This window comes from Kangiella koreensis DSM 16069, from assembly GCF_000024085.1.
GTDB classification, from domain to species: Bacteria; Pseudomonadota; Gammaproteobacteria; order Enterobacterales; family Kangiellaceae; genus Kangiella; species Kangiella koreensis.
Window position 1 is genome coordinate 1,817,480 of the sequence record NC_013166.1, and the last position, 18,916, is coordinate 1,836,395.

The window sequence follows — 18,916 nt, forward strand, 5'->3', positions numbered from 1 at the left end:
TAACACTGCTCCTAGAGAGTTTACTCGTGGACTATAGCAAGTTTCTTTTTATTAGAGTCGAGTGCAAGCCTGCTTATATTATTAATACCTAAATCATTAAGATCGGCTATTTGCTTCTTATTTGTACTACTTATATACCACAATTGACTGCCCTTACCAACAGCCACTCCATCTGAGTCCAACCAAACATAATCCTGCACACCTTCAGGTAGAACAATGCCTGTGGCTTGAATTTCGCCGTGTTGGTTAATCAAAAAAATGTGATGCTGACCATCTATAACCCGAGTGAAACTTACTTTATTCTCTTCTAGTCGCTGCAAGCAACGACCGATATTTTCAACCAATGGATCTGCCTTCCCCTCAGCTTTGAGATCAAATAATTGCAACGTCATCACTTCGCCCAATACAAAGGTAGCAGCTAACTCTGGGTTGAGCCATGCATGATAACCCACGGGTTCAATAGCTGGATTGAGAACTTGTTGGGACGCATCATCAATATTCACCAAGCGCAGATGTTGCTGGCCTTCAGAATTAACCCCTATGACACTCAAGGTTCGATCATCATAAACAGTTGGAGAATATTCACTAACATCATCACTATGGGTAATATTGACGAGTTTTTTATCTGCAAAGTTGTAAGCAAAGATATCCGTTTGTTCGTCCATCATCCGCGTAAAATATAGCAGCTCACCGTTGGCAGAAAAATGAGGCTGGTTGTCATAACCGACATGCTTAAGAGCATTGAGGGCATTACCAGCATCCACTTTCATTGCACTACCAGGAGAGCTCACAGGAATGACAACAATATCAGTAGAAGGGATTGAAGGGGTTTCGTCTTCTGCACGCAAATCTGACACACAGATTAAATGTGCTGACAATACACTTGCCAGCAAGCAAGGAAAGTTCATTTATTATGACTCCGGAGCCTGAACAAAGGCCAATGGCTGCGCCGAATAGCAGACAATTTTATCGCCTGCCTGTTTATCACCAACTGCTTTTTTAAGTGCCAGTCTTTGTTCTTTAAAAGTGAAAGCTGAGTCTGCTTGAATAGCATAATGTCTGACATTTTCTGACACCAATACTTCGCCAGGTTCAGCCATAGATTCCAGTCGTGCTGCAAAATTAATGGCATCGCCTTCAATATCAAGCTGCTCGGTAATTTCGTTATGAGTAATTTTAACTTCGCCAATATCTAAACCGATACGTAAAGCAAAACCAGCTCCTGCCAATACTTTTTGAATCATGGCAGCGCAACTTAAAGCACTTTCAACATTTTGGAAGGTGGCTCTTAATGAGTCACCTTCCATATTTGGATAACTGGCTTGCCATTTTTTAAGTACAGGTTTTAACAGACCTCGGAATAAAGATAGTTTTTCGGTTCGGTCTTCTTCGGTCCAATGCGAAAAGCCTTTTAAGTCAGTAAACAGTACTGCTAAACGGCGTGTTTTGGCATCACTATCAATTTCAGAAAGCTCAAGTAACTTAGGCCAATATTTATCTTTAATTGCTTGTAAAGACTCTCGAATTTCAAACTGTAGTTTACGTTCAGATTGGAGACTAATTTGAATAGATTGTAACTTTTCAGCTTCTTGTCGAAGACTCGCTTCGAGCATCGTTGGATTTAAACCACCCGTATCTTCGACCACGATAATGGCACGAGTATCACCGGGCTCATTACGGATATCTCGAATGCGTAACTTACAACCCCAGTAACTAGCTTCAAGATGTTCAATCAAAAACGGTAATGTTGCTAAATCCTGATAAGACAACATACGCTGGTAACGAAGTGTAAAAGTAATCTTGTCGGCAAAAAGTTTTTCAAATTGATTCTTAGCGTAATGAGTATAATCACGACCACGCTGATCCCAACTTGCATGGCTACAGTCAATGTTTCGAATCGACCAGCCATTCGTTTGTACTTGCCACAATTTAGTTGCACTTAAAATAGCGTTATCAAGGTTTGCTCTGCCCAAATTAGCACTTCGCAGGTCAGCACCTTTAAAATTAACGCCATTTAAATTAAAACCAGATAAATCCAAACCTGAAATGTTGGCATTGCTAAGATTGGCACCTTTTAAAGTAACCCCCTCAATACGGCAGCTAGATAAATCAACATCAGACAAGTTTGCCTTATTGAGATTAGTATCGCGTAAATTAACATTACCCATTTTTGCACCAATTAACTTAGCGCCCTGCATGTCCAAACCTTCTAAGTTTTGGTTACGCAAATCAGCTCCACTCAAGTTTGCTTCGCGCAAATCTTGTCCGCGCAAATCATGGTCGCGCAAATCCACACTGGACAAGTCGGTTCGGAAACAAATGGCAGTTAATAAATTGGCATGAAGCAAATTGGCATGACTAAGATTAGCTTGCTTTAAATTAGCAGCAATTAATTTTGCTCCGGAAAGATTACAATAACAAAGGTTGGCATCGGTGAGATTACTAGCGATTAAAGCAACACCTTGCAAATCGGAATAAGCTAGATTGGCTCCAACAAAACTCATTTCTGAAAGGTCACAACCAGACAGGTCAAGGCCTCGAAGATCCTGTCCGTCAAAATTGGCGTGAGTTTTTGGGTTCTCTTTACGCCATTGATTCCAGACTTTTTCCCCTTGCATTAATATTTTTAATAATTCTTTATTGTCCTCTGATGTCAGAGACATGAGTTTTCCTCTTCAGCCAAGCCGTAGCACTCTATTTATACCATAGAAACTTTATATAAAACAGCATCTAACAGCAGTTTTACTTGAGCTAAAGCCGGTGGTCAGTACAATAGATTCTTTTGCCATTTTGAGGATTATCATGACTCATCCATTTGAAGAGTTTCGCCACAAACGCGAACAAGGCAACGCGAAAGCATTGGATACCGACAGCCTGTTGATTAAGCGTTTCTTTGGACTAGACAAAACTGCCTACGGTGAAGGCACTCTTGACTCAAAAACCAAGGAGTTGCTCGGCCTGGTCGCATCCATGGTTTTGCGTTGTAACGATTGTATTGATTACCATCTGGAACAATGCGTCAAACAAGGTTGGAACAAACAGGAACTCGATGAAGCTATGGGGGTTGCCATGTTGGTAGGTGGTTCGATTGTGATCCCGCATTTGCGTCACGCGAAACTCAGCCTTGAGTTTTTATTCGAAGAACAAGCGCAAAGTGATTAATCTAAGCTAACCCCTATAAACCAAGCACTTCTTTGATAAATGGAATGGTTAACTTTCTCTTGGCTTGCAAGGATGCTTGATCAAGTTTATCCAAAATCCCCAGCAACGTGGGCAAATCACGTTGTTGGCGAGCCAATAGATAGTGAGCGACTTCATTACTAAGTTCCAAGCCTTTTTCTTCAGCTTTTCTTTGCAACAAAATCAGCTTTTCCTCATCATTTAAAGGCTTGATATTGTATATGAACATAGCCGACAGGCGTGACTTAAGATCCTTAAGCTCTAGAGCCAACTGTGATGGCGCATTCAAGCCGGTGATCAGAAAACTCTTGCCCTGCTCCTTGAGCTGGTTATAAAGATTGAAAATCGCAGTTTGCCACTCTTTATCTGCAATCACTTTCTCAATACCATCCAGCGAGACGCAATCAAAAGCCACCAGACCATCCAGCATTTGTGGTACTAACATGCTGTTTTCTAATGGCAAATAGGCAATTAGCTTGTCGGGGTTTTGCTCAGAATAAGCATGAGTTAACGCTTGCAGTAAATGACTCCGGCCATGGCCCTGCTCTGAATAGATATAGATAAAATCACTCTCACCCTGACAAATAGCTTCTAGCTTCTGAAGCAACAGCTGATTTTCGCCAACCATAAAATTGGCAAAGGTAGCATCGGAATGAAGCTCAATATCGAGGGGTAATTGCTGCATGGTTGTTTAAATTATAGGTTATTCTTATTGCTGACCAGGGTCAGTGTGGTTAGTTTCAGCCTTATCTTTAACTGCGTCATGACTGCTTTCAGACAGTGGCTGTTTATTGTTCTTAACCGCTTTGTAATTAACAACGCCTAGCCAGATATAATGAAGTCCGCTAATAATGCAGGTCAATATTACTGTAATTTCAAGACCTTGCAACAATATATCAGGAACAGAATACCAGTCAGCAACTGTCACTAAAACCAATAGCACAAGCAGAATAAGCAGGGCTGTATTCCATTTGGAAATTAAAGACGGGCGCATTTCATAAGGCCCAACGAAATAATGATAGCTGGTTGCACCGCCGACGATAATCACATCTCTGGCGGTTGATACCCAGAATAAGGTCCAGGAAATATGGCCTTTCACCACCAGCAATAGCAAAGCTACCAGTAACAATAATTTATCGGCCAAAGGGTCGGTGATCGAACCAAAACGACTTTGCCAGCGAAATCGCTTGGCCAGCAGCCCATCCAAACCATCGGATAGGCCCGCTATCAGGAAAATAACCAGTGCCAAAGCATATTGTTCGATCATCACATAGTAGGCAAACGGAATAATCAGAATGATCCGCATAATGGTGATGAGGTTTGGCAACACACTTAAGCTCATGATTTTATTATTTATTTCCCTGTTAACTAATCCCGCCAGCGGAAGCTATAACGCCCGCCTAAACCTTGATCGGTCGGAATGCGACGAAGATTATTCCCTATATTAATAGCATCAATCAAGCTTTGTGGCGAAGATTGCACTTTAACTTCAAATAAAACAGCGCTGTCTTTCACCTGAAGCACTCTCACTGACTGAGTCATGCCCAGGCCGTCAAGGTAGCGTCGAGCACCCGCATAAGCATCCAGTGTATTAATATTCTCAACAAAAATTTCTACCGCAAGGACTTGATCAGACAACACAACAGACAATCTTGCCGCCAATTTATCGGCTATTTGGTCAATCAAATCGGCAACAACCTGCTGCTTACTGGATGCAGTGCTGGATATGTTCTCAACATTTCCGCCTAAATCCAAAGACCAACGACCCATCCATTGTCCACCGCTCTGTGACAACTGCCCGGCAACCACATAATCAGCATTATATCGCTCAGAAGCTCTTTTGATGGGCCCTGTAAATCGGCCCCAGACATCACCCACTGAAACTTCGGACTTGTCTTCCAAATCCATCAAGGGCATGACAATCGGCAAGCCTCGACGTGCTGCAGCACGCTTTATAGCGATAGCCACCTGATCCCGACTCTCAGAAACCACTCGGCGTTGCCCGTCCTCTTCAACCGCAATCCAGAAACTACCGGCTGGTCGGTTTTCAGACCATATAGGCTGTTGCGCCTCTTTTAAGATTCTGTGTATTGCCTGGCTATCGAAAGTAGCAACCAGCAATAAGGGTCTTTCGTAGACCATTTGCTCTTCTGCGCTTAACCTTTTGTAGGAATACTGACGCATATAGTTTTGCGCATCCGACAGAACCGCTTGAATTTGCGAATTGTTCACAACAGCTTTATTGCCACTGACTCGAACCAGAACTTCCGCGAAGACATTCTGCATGGCATTTTGACGCACGCCAGTCGACTGATTTTCCACAGGCCAGCTAGCAGAATATAAGTCGGCCACACGCTCAGATTGAGCTGGCATAACCCAACAGAGATTCACTAGCAGGAGTGTCAAATAAAGATATAATTTTGATATATTTCTCATGAACCTAAGTTCCTGTTTTAATTATCTTTTGCTCGCTTTGATACAAAGCTTGCAATGTTTGCACAAGCACCGATAACCTGCCCAATAATGTCGGCATTTTAGCAGTTTTTAATAATCACGCCAGGCAATTAGACCATATCCTAATGATAGTTAAAGTTAACTATCCCTTTTCTTTCTCCTTTTCATTGGTTTTCCCACAAGAAAGGCTCGAATGAGCGTTACACGTTACCTATAATACGCAGCACTTTCTTATTATTTTTAACATCAAACAAAAATAGGCGAATTCAATGGCAAAAGACAACTCAAGTCATTTCCCACAACCGGACCAGGTCTTAAATCATGCGGAAGTTATTGTCAGCGAACAGGATGTGGACAACGCCATCAGCAAACTCGCCGAACAAATCAACAGCCAGCACTACTCAGCTCCTTTGCAGATTTTTTGTATCATGAATGGCGGCCTCTACTTTGCTGGCCAACTATTGCGCCTGTTAACAATACCAGTCACCGTCAACTACCTACATGCCACCCGCTACGGTGATAAAACGCAAGGACAGGAATTGCAATGGCTGGTTAAACCCAAAGCCGAAGATATACATAATCAGCCCATAATGTTGCTGGATGATATTTTTGATGAAGGCATTACTCTGGAAGCCATTGCCAAAGAATGTGAGGCTTTCAAACCATCAAGCCTGCAGTGCGCTGTTCTAGTAGACAAAAATCACCAACGTAAACCTGAATCAGGTTTTAAACCAGAATTTGTTGGCTTAAGTGTGCCGGATCGATACATCTTTGGCTGTGGTATGGATTACAAAGGGTTATGGCGTAATTTGCCGGCAATTTATGCGATATAACACTCATCTCCTTACAAAAGGCGTATACTGAGGAATAATTCACATTTACGTCTTTGTATTAACCGCAAAGCAAAGATACGCTATATAAGTTACTGTTAATTCAGTTAGTATTCATTCTTGTGAGCTATGATGAATCCAAGTTTTTTGGGGAACCCGAGGAGAAATAGTATGAAAATATCGACCCCTTTTATGAAAACCCTTACCGCTGCAGTTGTTGCTGGCGTGATGGGTGTTGGTTGTACAACCCTTAATCCATATACTGGCGAAGAACAAACCAGTAAGACGGTTAAGTATGGCGCGATCGGTGCCATTACCTGTGGTTTGATTGGCGCGACTCGCGACAGTAAAAGTGCTCGTAACGCTGCGCTAGGTTGTGGTGCAATTGGTGCTGGTATCGGTGCTTACATGGATAGCCAGGAAAAAGAATTACGTGAAGAGTTAGCTGGTACTGGTGTAGGCGTTCAACGTGATGGCGAGCAAATTCACTTGATCATGCCTGGTGACATCACTTTTCAGACCGATCGCTACGCGATTGATAGCGGCTTCTACCCGGTTTTAGACTCTGTTTCTAAAGTTTTGTATAAGTTTAAAGATACAAACCTTGAAGTTGCGGGCTTTACCGACTCAGTAGGTAGTGACTCCTATAACCAAGAGCTATCTGAGAAGCGTGCAAACAGCGTAGCTTCTTACTTACGTCAGCGCGAGATTCCGAATAACCGCTTGCGTGTGGTTGGCTATGGAGAACGCTATCCGGTAGCACCAAACGAAACAGAAGCTGGTCGCTCGAAAAACCGTCGTGTTGAGCTAACCATTACTCCAGATCCACAAAACTAAGTGTATCTGTTCTTCTAAAAAGCGGCTTCGGCCGCTTTTTCTTTGTCTGTGGGTAATTTAGTTGATCCTTTTTTAGGGTCACTCCTTTCTATCAATAGCCGCATCTAGTAAAATTAGCGCAATTTTGAAAGGGTCAGTTGACCCGAGCCCACTTTTATCTAGGAATTCAAATGAGCGACAAAAAATCCCTGAGCTACAAAGACGCAGGTGTGGACATTGATGCAGGCAACGCCTTAGTAGACCGTATTAAAGACGTTTGCAAAAAAACGTACCGCCCTGAAGTGATGGGAAATATCGGTGGTTTTGGCGCACTTTTCGATTTGCCTTCAGGTTATGAAGAGCCAGCATTAGTAGCAGGAACGGATGGCGTAGGAACCAAGTTGCGTCTTGCCTTGAATCTGAAAAAGCACGATACCGTTGGGATTGATTTGGTCGCAATGTGTGTCAATGACCTGGTTGTTCAAGGTGCTGAACCTCTGTTCTTCCTGGATTATTACGCTACCGGTAAACTGGATGTTGATATTGCAGCAGACGTTGTCACCGGTATTGCTAAAGGTTGCGAAATTTCAGGTTGCTCATTGATTGGCGGCGAAACTGCTGAAATGCCGGGTATGTATGAAGGCGATGACTACGATTTAGCTGGCTTCTGCGTTGGTATCGTTGACAAGAAAAAGATTATTGATGGCAGCAAAGTGAAAACAGGCGATGTATTGCTAGGACTTGCTTCAAGCGGCCCACACTCAAACGGTTACTCATTGATCCGCAAAATCCTTGAAGTTAGCGGCGCAGATGTTAATGCCGAGTTTGAGAATGGCAAAACCTTGGGCGAAACCCTGTTAGAACCGACCCGAATCTATGTTAAGCCTCTACTTCGCCTGTTCAAGGAAGTGGAAGTTAAAGCTATTTCGCATATCACTGGCGGCGGTCTACAGGAAAACTTGCCACGTGTTATGCCAAAGACATCTAAAGCTATGGTTAACACTAGCGCCTGGCAAATGCCTAAAGTATTCCAATGGCTCCAAACTGAAGGCAATGTCGACCGTCATGAAATGCACCGTACCTTCAACTGTGGCATAGGCATGGTTCTTGTCGTAAGCAAAGAGAACGCAGAAAGAGCCTCTGACTTATTGCAAACACTGGGTGAAACTGTCTATAACATTGGTTATATCGCTGCCCGCGATGGTGATGAAGAACAAGTGGTTCTTTAAACCGTCCTGACATGTCCAACATCGTTGTTCTCATTTCCGGCAACGGAAGCAATCTACAAGCAATTATCGATAGCGTCCAAAACGGCGCTATCGATGGCTGCGTATCTGCCGTAATTAGCAATAAACCTGATGTCTACGGGCTTGAGCGCGCTGAGAAGGCAGGTATTCCGGCAATTGCCGTCGACCATTCCCAATTTTCCAGTCGCTCTGATTTTGAGCAGGCTCTGATACAAACCATTGATCAGTACCAACCGAATTTGGTTGTATTGGCTGGATTTATGCGTATTCTTAGTTCAGAGTTTGTTCAGCATTACTTAGGCACAATGCTTAACATCCATCCCTCTTTATTACCGAAGTATCCAGGACTCAACACACATAAAAGAGTGTTAGAGAATGGTGATAAGGAACACGGAACCAGTGTACACTTTGTAACGGCCGAGCTGGATGGTGGCCCAATCATTGCACAACGGAGTTTCCATGTTACAGCAGATGACAACGAAGAAAGTTTGCAGAAAAAAATTCAACAGCAAGAACACAAGCTATATCCCGAAGTGGTTAGCTGGTTCTGTAGCGGTCGACTGCAATTCAAAGATGGTAAGGCCTGGCTCGACCAACAACCTGTTAGCATTCTATAAGTCACCTGAGGTTGATTCCCCTGCTACATTTTCAAGCTTAATCTTAAGCGTCCTGTTATTTATATTAATCAGTTTCTTATCTTCGACCGTAGCGGCGGAAGATACAGTGCCAGCCGAACACGAAAGCACTTCTCTGAGAGCCGTTAAACCCTACTCTATACAATACAAAGTAATGCATGATGGCGACAAAGTTGGAACCGCGACACGCAAACTCGAGCAGCTAAGTAATGGCCAATGGCAATCCTCTATGGAGTCAGATATCAGTTACTATTTGCTTTCAGACGAACGTCGAGAAACCAGTCGCTTCGAAATAGTAGATGAGATCATTCGTCCACTTCATTACCAAAGTCTGGCTGACACCAGCTTCCGTTCAGACAGAATCCTGATTCAAAAATTTGACTGGGACGCGATGCGTGAACAAGGGTCATATGAGGGTAAAAAGTGGAACATGCAGCTACAGGAAGGCCTGCTCGATCCTCTCACAGAAGTTTTAGCGGTAAGAGAAACTCTGTTGGCCCAAAAGCCTCTGCAAGCAATCGACATCAGCTATCGAGGTGGTATTCGTCATCATGAATTTAAAGTGGTGGGCGAAGAAACTCTGAAATTAAAATCAGGAGACATTCGAACTGCTAAACTACAGCTCATTGAAAAAAATGGTACGCGCATAACTAACTTCTGGTTTGCGATTGACCATGAAATGTTGCTGGTCCAAATCCAACGAATTAAAGATGGTGAAGAAGAAGCAAAGTTAGTAGCGACAAGCTGGGAACTTTAAAACTGTAAGGAAGAAATAGGATGGTGAAAAATATTGTTGTTTTGAGTTTATTGATTGCCTCTACTCAGCCCGGGCTGGCAAGCAACTATACTGAGGAAGATGCATTAAGCATTGATAAAGCCATCACTCAGGACATTCAGTTTCAATTTCCCAATGACAATAACATCCATCCTGACACCAGCGACTTTGAAGTCATCAATTACGTCACTCTAAGCAATGAACAAGGCACGCGTAAAGCAACGGTAACATTGCACAATTCATCCAGTGGCAATCGCATTTTCGTTAGCAAACAGATAATGGCGCTATTTGCTAATGGTGACCGCCTTAGTCCTATCGAGAAAAAAGTCACTTTCAAAGGCAAAGAAACCCAAACCATTACCCTTCATTTTGGTAATCACAGCTACCCAATACTTAGCCTCTATACTCGGCAATAATCGCTGAAATTTTCTTAAACTCAATAAAAAAGCCAAAAGCAATTATGCCTTTGGCTTTTTTTGTTTTGGACTAAACTCTTGCCTAGGTTTTTGGAAGAGTAACCCCACGTTGTCCCTGATACTTGCCTCCGCGATCTTTATATGAGGTTTCGCACACTTCGTCTGACTCGTAGAACAGCATCTGCGCCACACCTTCATTAGCATAAATTTTCGCAGGAAGTGGTGTAGTGTTGGAGAACTCGAGTGTTACATGCCCTTCCCACTCAGGCTCAAGTGGCGTCACGTTAACGATAATACCGCAGCGTGCGTAAGTCGATTTACCCAAACAAATGGTTAAGACATTTCGTGGAATACGGAAATACTCAATCGTGCGTGCCAGTGCAAAGGAGTTGGGTGGAATAATACAAACATCGCTTTTCACATCAACAAAGCTGTTTTGATCAAAGGCTTTCGGATCAACAATCGCGGAGTTAATGTTCGTGAAAATCTTAAACTCGTCAGAGCAACGCACGTCATAGCCATAGCTTGAAGTACCATAAGACACAATACGGTTATCGCCATTGTAACGAACCTGTCCAGGCTCAAACGGTTCAATCATCCCATCGCTCTCCGCCATTCTGCGGATCCACTTATCAGCTTTAATTGTCATAGTCGTTTCTCTTTAATTTCTAATTATTGCTTAATATTGCTCTTAACATTACTGTATCAATATTAAGTGTTTTCAATCAGTTGTTATCAATTGTGATTGTTGGAAAGTCTGCTCTAAACTCTTTCTCTTGTAACGATAATTTAGCAGCAATGCGTTGCGCTATGTCAAGATACAGGTGACTTTCTGCAGTTGATGGGTCGGCAACCACGGTCGGCTTACCACTATCAGCCTGCTCACGAATGGTTAAAGCTAATGGCAAACTGCCCAATAGCTCAACACCAATCTCCTGCGCCAACTTGTCTCCACCACCAGCGCCAAAAATATGTTCCTGATGACCGCAATTTGAGCAGGTATGCATTGCCATATTTTCAACCACACCTAAAACCGGTACTGAAACCTTGTTAAACATAGTCACCGCTTTGCGTGCATCGGCCAGTGCAATATCTTGCGGCGTAGTAACCACAACCGCTGCTGTAACAGGGATTTTCTGTGCCATGGTCAATTGAATATCTCCAGTGCCCGGCGGCAAGTCGATAATCAAGTAATCAAGATCACGCCATTGGGTATCGTTAATCAATTGTTGAAGCGCACCACTGGCCATTGGGCCACGCCACACCATAGCTTGCTCAGGCTTGACCAGGTAGCCAATCGACATGGACTGCAGGCCATGATTTTCAACTGGCAGAATGGTCTTCTTATCGGTACTTTCCGGGTGCTTGCCCTGCAATCCGAGCATAATCGGAATGCTTGGCCCATAGATATCTGCATCTAAAATGCCAACATTAGCGCCCAAATGACTTAAAGCTAACGCCAAGTTGACGGAAGTTGTCGATTTCCCAACACCGCCCTTACCAGACGCCACCGCGATAATATTCTTAATATCAGGCATGGCTTGCACTTTAGCCGGATGAGCGTGGGCTTCTACCCGCCAGGAAACCTTAACTTGAGGTTTAATCTCGGGAAACTGAGCTTTGAGGTATTCAGTGACTTCACGCTCTAATTCTTGCTGATAATTACCCATTGGAAAGCCCAATTTAATGGTCAAAGTAACCTTATCACCATCAATATCGGTCTTTTTTAGTGCATTAGCGCTGATTAAATCGGTATTCAATTGACTGAGCTTGAGTTGGCTCAGGGCATCGTGGATCTGCTGTTCAGTGAGCATTCTGCTGATCTGTCCGGCTTATTTGAAAAAGTGGTTCAAAGTCTAAGTCTTTTAGGCCCGAAAACCAAGCCAGATCATGATATTTGGACGAATTAGTTAATGAAAATTTGACCCAAAACAAGTAGTATTCACGGCTAAGTAAATGATCCACAAAACTAATTTCAGGACTCTATTTCAATATGAGCTCACAACGCAAAATTCTTGTTACCAGCGCCCTTCCCTATGCCAATGGCGATATCCATATTGGTCACCTGCTGGAATATGTGCAAACCGACATTTGGGTTCGCTTCCAGAAGTCTCGTGGACACCAGTGTATCTATGTCTGTGCTGACGATACCCATGGCACCCCGGTCATGCTGCGCGCACAAAAAGAAGGCAAGACACCGGAAGACTTTATTAAAGAAAGTCATCAGGCGCACGAACAGGACTTTGCTGACTGTCTGATTGGTTTTGATAATTTTCACAGCACCCACAGCCCAGAATCGAAAGAACTGACTCAAGGCATATACCTCAAGCTGAAAGAAAATGGTCATATCAGCTCTAAAACCATCAACCAGTTATTCGACCCAGAGAAGGAAATGTTCCTACCGGATCGCTTCGTAAAAGGCACTTGCCCAAAATGTGGCTCGGAAGACCAATACGGCGACAACTGCGATGCATGCGGTGCAACCTATAGCCCGACGGAACTAAAAAATCCAAAATCAGCAGTATCCGGCGCAACGCCAATCCTTAAAGAGTCAGAGCATTTTTTCTTTGACCTGAAAGGCTTCGAAGGCTTCTTGCGCGAATGGTTAGGCGCCGACGGACACGTTCAATCAGAAGTACAGAACAAAATGAACGAATGGCTGGATGATTTGCGCCAATGGGATATTTCTCGCGATGCGCCCTACTTCGGATGGGAAATTCCAGGCGAGAAAGGCAAATACTTCTACGTCTGGCTGGATGCCCCGATTGGTTACATGGCCAGCTTCAAAAACTTGTGTGACAAGCGCGATGATTTGAATTTTGATGAATTCTGGGGTAAAGACAGCGACGCCGAGGTTTATCACTTCATCGGTAAAGACATTATTTATTTCCACACCCTGTTCTGGCCATCGGTTTTAGATGGCGCAGGCTACCGCACACCAAGTGCAGTTTGGGCGCACGGTTTTGTAACCGTTAATGGTCAGAAGATGTCGAAATCTAAAGGCACCTTCATCAAGGCGCGTACTTACCTGAATCACTTCCGTCCCGAGTTTTTACGTTATTACTACGCAGCGAAACTATCGAATCGCATTGATGACTTCGACTTAAATCTCGAAGACTTCGTCCAGCGTGTTAATTCCGACTTGGTTGGAAAATTAGTCAATATCGCCAGCCGCTGCGCAGGCTTTATCACCAAACAGTTCGATAGCAATTTAAGCGACAGCATCATTGAGCCGGAACTTATCAAGCAATTCACTGAAGCATCAGATGAATTAGCTCAGCATTATGAGAACCGTGACTTTGGTCGCGCAGTTAAGCACATCATGGCGCTGGCCGACAAAGCCAATGCATACATCGCCAATGAAGAGCCGTGGAATCTGGTCAAGAATGATGAGACTAAAGAGCGTGCCCATCAGGTGTGCAGTCTTGGCATCAATATGTTTAAAATTCTGACCGCTTACCTTGCCCCCGTGCTTCCAGAGTTAGCGGGTAAAGTGCAAGACTTCTTAAAGCTAGACAGCTTGAAGTGGGCAAGCGCACAAGACGTTTTAACCGGGCACGAAATCAATAAATTCAAACCAATGATGCAACGCATCGATATGAAACAGGTCGAAGCTATGATTGAAGATTCGAAAGAAGATTTGGAAGCTGAAGTAAAACCTGAAGCACAGTTAGATGATCCGATTAAGGACGAAATCCAGTTCGGTGATTTTGATAAGATTGATTTACGTATCGCCAAAATCGCCAAAGCAGAGCACGTGGAAGGTGCGGATAAATTACTTAAGCTACAACTGGACTTAGGCAATGGCGTTACCAAGCAAGTTTTTGCCGGCATTAAAGCCGCCTACGATCCAGCGGATTTACAAGGTAAACTAACCGTGATGGTCGCCAACCTTGCGCCACGCAAGATGAAGTTTGGTATGTCGGAAGGCATGGTATTGGCAGCTGGCCCAGGCGGCAAAGATCTCTGGATCTTGAATCCCGATGAAGGTGCTCAGCCAGGCATGCGTGTAAAATAACGAGAGTAAAGTAGCGCAAGAAAAATAGCAGGATTAATCATGACAGTACCCGCAACAGAAGCAGTGCAAACTGCTGAGACACAAGAAATAGTCACCACCTTTGCCAGCTATGGTTCAACCTGGGCCATCTACATTGGACTGGTTTTGCTGATGATTGGCATCATTTGGTACGCCATACGTAAATGGCACTTCGCCATTAAATGGTTTATTGCATCGGTCATTCTGGCGGGAGCATTAACACCAGGCCATCCGGTGGATTATGCCGAAACCTACTCACCGTTAGTATTGAATTCAGTAGTATTGCTATTTGATGGTGATAGCGCAGGATTTATGGCAGGCATAAAAACCATAATTTGGGTATTTGTCACCGTTTTCTTAGTTGGACTGGCTGCCTGGTTCGGCTTTAAATTTTGGCGTAAGAAACAAGGTCAAAGTAATAATAAATCGGCTACTTCAAAGCCCGCTGAAAAGAGAATGGCAACTCCAGTAGAGCCAACTCTTGGTGATGAAGACTCAGTTACCGAAGAAAGTTCTGACAGCCCAACTGATAATCCAACGAACCCAGAAAAGAGCTAACCTCCTTCCCTCAGATTTAAAGGGCGAGCACCGCTCGCCCTTATCCTTAATCCCAACTCCGGCTCGCTGCTCAAATCTGTACGGACAAGTCATGACTTGTCCCTACTCCTTACTCAAACATATGCACTAGGGATATAGGCTAAGGGTAATCACGAATGATGCCACTTAGGTGACTTTGTTGACCGCCTAAAACGAGGCTCTGTTTTGCAATAGGAACCGGTTTAGCCAATAACTTCCCTTCGCGTTCAAGTTCATCGACATAATGCACCATCCATTCAATAGCAGGACATAACCGAGGGTACTGCTCTTTGTCCCACCAATTATCCAAAGCTTTATTGAGTCGCTTTTCATTTGGAAACTTTCGCATTGGTATCAAGGAGTATTCCAACCAGCCTTTTTTAGGTTTGAAGTCCTCTGGGATGTCAATTTTCCCTTCTATGAACCTTTCAATTAAAGAGTGAATTTCTCTGTTTTGCCCTTCGAACTGAGGGTAATAAAGACCGAGTCTAAGTTTAAGGCCTTTGCGAAGCTTACCCTTTTTTGTGTGAGTTTTACCCGGTCGGTACAGATGGATAATCAATGGACCTGGAGCACGCTCCATTGATGCGGAGTATTGTGGAAACTCAGGTTGAAGTTGATCAAAACGTGCAGCATACAAGCGAAACCAGTGTCGGGTAAAAATGAGCTGCCGTTTCCTATCCACCCGAACAGGTGTACCCACGGGCCAGAATAAAATGAACAACCATGGGAGAAGCGTCACTGCCATACTGCCGTAGATAAAAGCAAATCGGTTGTAATACCTCGGCAATTGCTCCTCATAAAAAACTTCAAAAGGATCCATTTTGTCTCCAAGCTCTTCATAAACATCTACAAGGTGGTTATAGTGACTTCTTATACGCTCCTCGTAATTGAAAACTTCATTACGCTTATTAATATACTCTTCATCAAAAAAGTTATAGAAAATAAATGGAATGGCCAAGACAGCACCTATTAAATATAAGTTCAGACGCTGAAACAGTACCGTAAAGCGCTTGATCTCAAAAATATCATTCGAAACTACTCTTACCGACCCGTTTAGGATATTAAATCTATTCAACATCTAGTTTTACCTTTCATATTCATGTTTCCACATCCAGAAGCTTTGATCAGATTTAAATATCTGATGATCATTAAGCATAAATTTCTTGCCATCCGGATCAATATATTCAATATCAACTTTCACCACTGGTAAGTTCTTCCAAGCTTGTTGAGATAAGTCAACAATGACAATTCGTGAACCGGGCTGATACTGATATTGTTTAGCAAGATGTACCTGCCTAACAGTTTCACCACCATGTCTATCCATACTGAGTAATACCAGCTCCTCTCTAACTCTAATATTTAATGTGAATTGACTTGCTGCGACTGGAGTTCTAGGAAGAACAACTTCAAACTGCCGCCCTTTTCTAGATATATTCTGAACCTTTATCCCAAGAAACAAATTCTCAAAAGATTTCATTTCTTTATTAAAATGATCCAGCATAGTTTGATAACTAGCTTTGTCAGGATAGGCAAGGATTGTGGACTCTTTAATTAATCTATCGAGCTTAGCCCTATCCTTACCTTCCCCCCAATAATAATCTGACTTACCCCAAAAGCAATTATATGCCCAGTCTTCTATTGGGTTTAAAGTTCCAAAATATTCCAGAATTATGCCTGTTATAACCAGTATCACACCAACTATTGCTCCGACAGGACCAAGCACGGTAGTGAGCATCAAAGCTACCGAGCCAACTGCAGCTAGAGCATTGCCCCAGCCTTTGGCTTTTCTGTCGGTTCTAAAACCGTCATATGCCATAAAGGAAGTCAGTAAGATTCCAGCTATGCCTAAAGCCTTACCAGCAAACTTAGATACCTGCGCGCCTGAAATGGCACCAGCCCTGGCTCTGCTGACATTAACACCACTACGAGTCAAAAGGCCGCTCTTGTTAAATTCCTTATAAACATTATTAACAATACTTTTAGAGGCTATCTGGCGAAACTGGCCATTGGCAAATACTCTTCGACATTCATAGACATCATTTACCGAGGAACCAACAGCAACGATAAGATTAATATAAAAATTTTCACCGATTCGACCTAGCGTTGTTCCGGCGCTGCTTTTGTCACGGTTCTCTAGAATATCAAATGCTGAGTAGAGATTAAGAAAAACGGATAGGCCAGCTAGCTTTTGCTGCGATACGCCAACCTCTCCTGCTCTTTTATCAAATCCCGCGGCAGGAACAAGCTCTCCCTCAAGCTGAATGTAAGTCATATCAACAGTTGAAGTTCTATTGCCAGAAGAAACAGTAATGCCTTGTTGAGCCTCTATGCTCGCAGCACCTCCTCTTTGAGAAAAGTTAGCACTAGCAGCATCCACATGACTGGTATCTGGAATAAAGCCTGATTCAAAAACCTTCTTAACGTCATCAATGGTTAAGGGACGCTTACTAAAACCTTTAACATCATACAATTCATTTAAGACACTCATGAAATTCGGATTGTTATAATGCAGTCTTAACTTGGCAAATTCTGGACCGTTGACTAGTAAGAATGAATCAAAGGCCTCAAAAGCTTTTAAAGAATAACTTAACCTTTCTTGTGCCCCAACTTTTACTGCAAGAGCTACTTTTGCCCACTGCGAAATAAGCCCTTCATAAATATTAGCTACCGCTTTATTTCCCTGTTCACGTTTTGAAATAGTCGCTTCAAGATATTGAGATCCTTGAACCGAATTCCCCACACCTTCATACAACTGGGACAATAGTCCTGTGCAATATACTAAAAGTTCACAATCATATTCATCACCAGTCCCGCTGATCAACTCCAAGGTTTGCTTCAGCTGATGATGAATAGAGTAATCCATTTTATGAGCAACACTTTGTTTATGAGTTGCATATAAATTATTTGCTACAGCATCAAACTCCTCAGATTGATTGATATAACTTCGCCACATACTTTGATCTTGTACAATATCGTCATTAAAAAACTTCTTTAAATAATTAGCATCATCAACGACATCATAAATTTGCTCTACGGCCCGAGCTGTTACCAGTGGATATTGATATTCTGCATTATAAATCGTCCGCTCATTATCATTCTTATGAATGCGCTCATTAATATCCAGCACTCGGCCTATTGGATCGTGAAGTGCAATGATGCGGGCACACTCCAGCTCTTTAATACCACTGAGCACATCCTCCGAGTCTTGTGGGAAAATGCCGGTATGTGCATCGGCATAATTAGGGATGAATGAAATGTCTGAGAACAAATCCTTTTTAAAGTCGACTACATGATGTTCTAGCTCTGACATTGGCATGGAGAAGTCTGTTCGTTGTGGCGCTAAATCAATCGGCACCATCAGAGTCTTGCGGAAACTTGCGTCGACTTCTGCTCTTTCAAAAAACTTGGCTGGCCAACGGTGTTCGCTGTAGGCGATTTCTATTTTAGTGACTTGTTTAGGCACATAGACATAGGGATAGATTTTGGAATCGTTAAAGCCCCAACGTCCTGCTGCATAACCGTCTAACCAGCTGTATTGTCTAAATGAATAATCAAGTCCAACATACGGATCCGTATCAGGATTACGGATCGAAAATGGAATGGAACCATAGTCTTCTAAGACATGAGAATTAAAATCATCGAGCTGCGTTTGGTAACGAAACACCATCCAGTAACCATTGCTGGTTTCAGTTCTGCTATCTTCATCTTCAATTTGATTTGGTACAAAAATATAGACGTAACCTTGACGAATGCGGCGAAGCTCATGATCGCCGGTATTAATGATGCTGCTTTCCTGACAGATAGCTCGCGGAGACTTGGACAGTTCGTTCAACACGCTGGGCTTTATAGCAAAACGTGTTGGGAATATCGGTCGAATACCTTTTTCACAAGGCAGTATTGGATCAGTAGCAGATTGTGTCGCAGAGAATTGTTCACGTCCCATGTTAA

Annotated in this window: 18 protein-coding genes; 9 read left to right on the forward strand and 9 right to left on the reverse strand. The window is 43.1% G+C overall.

From position 1 onward, the window contains the following. Window positions 1–20: 20 nt before the first annotated feature. Window positions 21–908, reverse strand: coding sequence for a TolB family protein (locus KKOR_RS08415; RefSeq protein ID WP_015780696.1), 888 nt, complete (start codon window positions 906–908; stop codon window positions 21–23). Between the two features lie 3 nt (window positions 909–911). After that, a complete protein-coding gene (locus tag KKOR_RS08420; protein WP_015780697.1) occupies window positions 912–2,663 on the reverse strand; it encodes a pentapeptide repeat-containing protein in 1,752 nt (583 codons plus the stop codon). Window positions 2,664–2,802: 139 nt separating this feature from the next. On the opposite strand from KKOR_RS08420, the gene KKOR_RS08425 reads away from it, so the two are divergent. After that, the gene (locus tag KKOR_RS08425) at window positions 2,803–3,162 is read left to right on the forward strand and encodes a carboxymuconolactone decarboxylase family protein (RefSeq protein WP_015780698.1); all 360 of its coding nucleotides are present in this window, start codon (window positions 2,803–2,805) and stop codon (window positions 3,160–3,162) included. A gap of 13 nt (window positions 3,163–3,175) precedes the next feature. Here the strand turns inward: KKOR_RS08425 and hda are convergent, their stop codons facing one another. The 3 genes from hda to KKOR_RS08440 are packed head-to-tail and all read right to left on the reverse strand — an operon-like array spanning window position 3,176 to window position 5,553. Beyond that, entirely contained in the window at window positions 3,176–3,865 is a 690-nt protein-coding gene (gene hda / locus KKOR_RS08430) for a DnaA regulatory inactivator Hda (RefSeq protein WP_015780699.1), read from the reverse strand. A gap of 24 nt (window positions 3,866–3,889) precedes the next feature. Continuing rightward, window positions 3,890–4,522, reverse strand: a complete 633-nt coding sequence (locus KKOR_RS08435) for a CDP-alcohol phosphatidyltransferase family protein (RefSeq protein WP_015780700.1) — start codon at window positions 4,520–4,522, stop codon at window positions 3,890–3,892. Window positions 4,523–4,548: 26 nt separating this feature from the next. Further along, window positions 4,549–5,553, reverse strand: coding sequence for a DUF2066 domain-containing protein (locus KKOR_RS08440; protein WP_228638564.1), 1,005 nt, complete (start codon window positions 5,551–5,553; stop codon window positions 4,549–4,551). Window positions 5,554–5,903: 350 nt separating this feature from the next. Between KKOR_RS08440 and KKOR_RS08445 the strand changes: the two genes are divergently transcribed. The 6 genes from KKOR_RS08445 (at window position 5,904) to KKOR_RS08470 (ending at window position 10,353) form a co-directional block, all read left to right on the forward strand. Continuing rightward, window positions 5,904–6,467: a hypoxanthine-guanine phosphoribosyltransferase gene (locus KKOR_RS08445; protein WP_015780702.1), complete on the forward strand. Its 564-nt coding sequence runs from the start codon at window positions 5,904–5,906 to the stop codon at window positions 6,465–6,467. A gap of 168 nt (window positions 6,468–6,635) precedes the next feature. Then, a complete protein-coding gene (locus KKOR_RS08450; protein WP_015780703.1) occupies window positions 6,636–7,301 on the forward strand; it encodes an OmpA family protein in 666 nt (221 codons plus the stop codon). 170 nt (window positions 7,302–7,471) lie between these two features. Further along, window positions 7,472–8,509, forward strand: a complete 1,038-nt coding sequence (gene purM / locus KKOR_RS08455; protein WP_015780704.1) for a phosphoribosylformylglycinamidine cyclo-ligase — start codon at window positions 7,472–7,474, stop codon at window positions 8,507–8,509. An 11-nt stretch (window positions 8,510–8,520) separates the two neighbouring features. Continuing rightward, window positions 8,521–9,144 carry a phosphoribosylglycinamide formyltransferase gene (gene purN, locus KKOR_RS08460; protein WP_015780705.1) on the forward strand — a complete coding sequence of 208 codons (624 nt, stop codon included), beginning with the start codon at window positions 8,521–8,523 and terminating at the stop codon, window positions 9,142–9,144. 106 nt (window positions 9,145–9,250) lie between these two features. Further along, a complete protein-coding gene (locus tag KKOR_RS08465) occupies window positions 9,251–9,919 on the forward strand; it encodes a DUF3108 domain-containing protein (protein WP_456152084.1) in 669 nt (222 codons plus the stop codon). A 20-nt stretch (window positions 9,920–9,939) separates the two neighbouring features. After that, window positions 9,940–10,353 carry a hypothetical protein gene (locus KKOR_RS08470; RefSeq protein WP_015780707.1) on the forward strand — a complete coding sequence of 138 codons (414 nt, stop codon included), beginning with the start codon at window positions 9,940–9,942 and terminating at the stop codon, window positions 10,351–10,353. An 82-nt stretch (window positions 10,354–10,435) separates the two neighbouring features. Here the strand turns inward: KKOR_RS08470 and dcd are convergent, their stop codons facing one another. Beyond that, complete coding sequence (gene dcd, locus KKOR_RS08475) at window positions 10,436–11,002, reverse strand: dCTP deaminase (protein ID WP_015780708.1); 567 nt, start codon at window positions 11,000–11,002, stop codon at window positions 10,436–10,438. 76 nt (window positions 11,003–11,078) lie between these two features. Further along, window positions 11,079–12,167: an iron-sulfur cluster carrier protein ApbC gene (gene apbC, locus KKOR_RS08480; protein WP_015780709.1), complete on the reverse strand. Its 1,089-nt coding sequence runs from the start codon at window positions 12,165–12,167 to the stop codon at window positions 11,079–11,081. 179 nt (window positions 12,168–12,346) lie between these two features. Between apbC and metG the strand changes: the two genes are divergently transcribed. Continuing rightward, a complete protein-coding gene (gene metG, locus KKOR_RS08485) occupies window positions 12,347–14,371 on the forward strand; it encodes a methionine--tRNA ligase (protein WP_015780710.1) in 2,025 nt (674 codons plus the stop codon). 39 nt (window positions 14,372–14,410) lie between these two features. Continuing rightward, a complete protein-coding gene (locus KKOR_RS08490; protein WP_015780711.1) occupies window positions 14,411–14,947 on the forward strand; it encodes a toprim domain-containing protein in 537 nt (178 codons plus the stop codon). A 139-nt stretch (window positions 14,948–15,086) separates the two neighbouring features. On the opposite strand, the gene KKOR_RS08495 is transcribed toward KKOR_RS08490, so the two are convergent. Then, window positions 15,087–16,046, reverse strand: coding sequence for a hypothetical protein (locus tag KKOR_RS08495; RefSeq protein ID WP_015780712.1), 960 nt, complete (start codon window positions 16,044–16,046; stop codon window positions 15,087–15,089). Window positions 16,047–16,052: 6 nt separating this feature from the next. Next, window positions 16,053–18,911, reverse strand: coding sequence for a toxin VasX (locus KKOR_RS08500; protein ID WP_015780713.1), 2,859 nt, complete (start codon window positions 18,909–18,911; stop codon window positions 16,053–16,055). Window positions 18,912–18,916 lie beyond the last annotated feature (5 nt).